We start from the raw sequence: 520 nt of genomic DNA on the forward strand, positions 1-520 counted from the left end.
ATACTTATTTATTGGGTCTTAATGTTATATCTAGTTGCTAGCCGAACGCACCTTTCATACAGGGGAAATGCGCTCGGCTATTTTGCGTATTTTTGCATATGTATCTATTGGGGTACGAGTACGGAACCGTTTTTTGGAATGAGGTAGGATCGACTGTCAAGTCGTTTTGAAGTTGTGGTATACTGAAGGGTATGAACATGCCAGTTACTTTTAAAGGAGGTGCCTTGGTTATTTATGAAAGGGAAACATCTGCGAGTTTCGGAACCTAGCCCTAAGATTATTGCTTTGCGTTTCGACGCATCTTTCTTTTTTGAGAAAGCTGTGCGCTCGCTTGATCGCAATCATTATGACAAGGCATTGAAATATTTTCGCAAAGCCGTTGAATATGAACCGGATAATCCGGTGAATCATTGCAATATGGCGGGTATATTATCAGAGATGGGGGATTATGCAGGTTCGAATGAGATCCTGTCCTCTGTTCTGAGTGACGTAGACTCGTCGATGACAGAATGTTATTTCT

1 protein-coding gene is annotated in these 520 nt (G+C 41.5%); it reads left to right on the forward strand.

Annotated features, from left to right (window positions below):
• Nucleotides 1–234 precede the first annotated feature (234 nt).
• The coding region (locus AC27IT_RS28250) for a tetratricopeptide repeat protein (RefSeq protein WP_487092329.1) at nt 235–520 on the forward strand (286 nt) is incomplete at its 3' end.

It is taken from the genome of Brevibacillus sp. YAE8, from assembly GCF_057543335.1.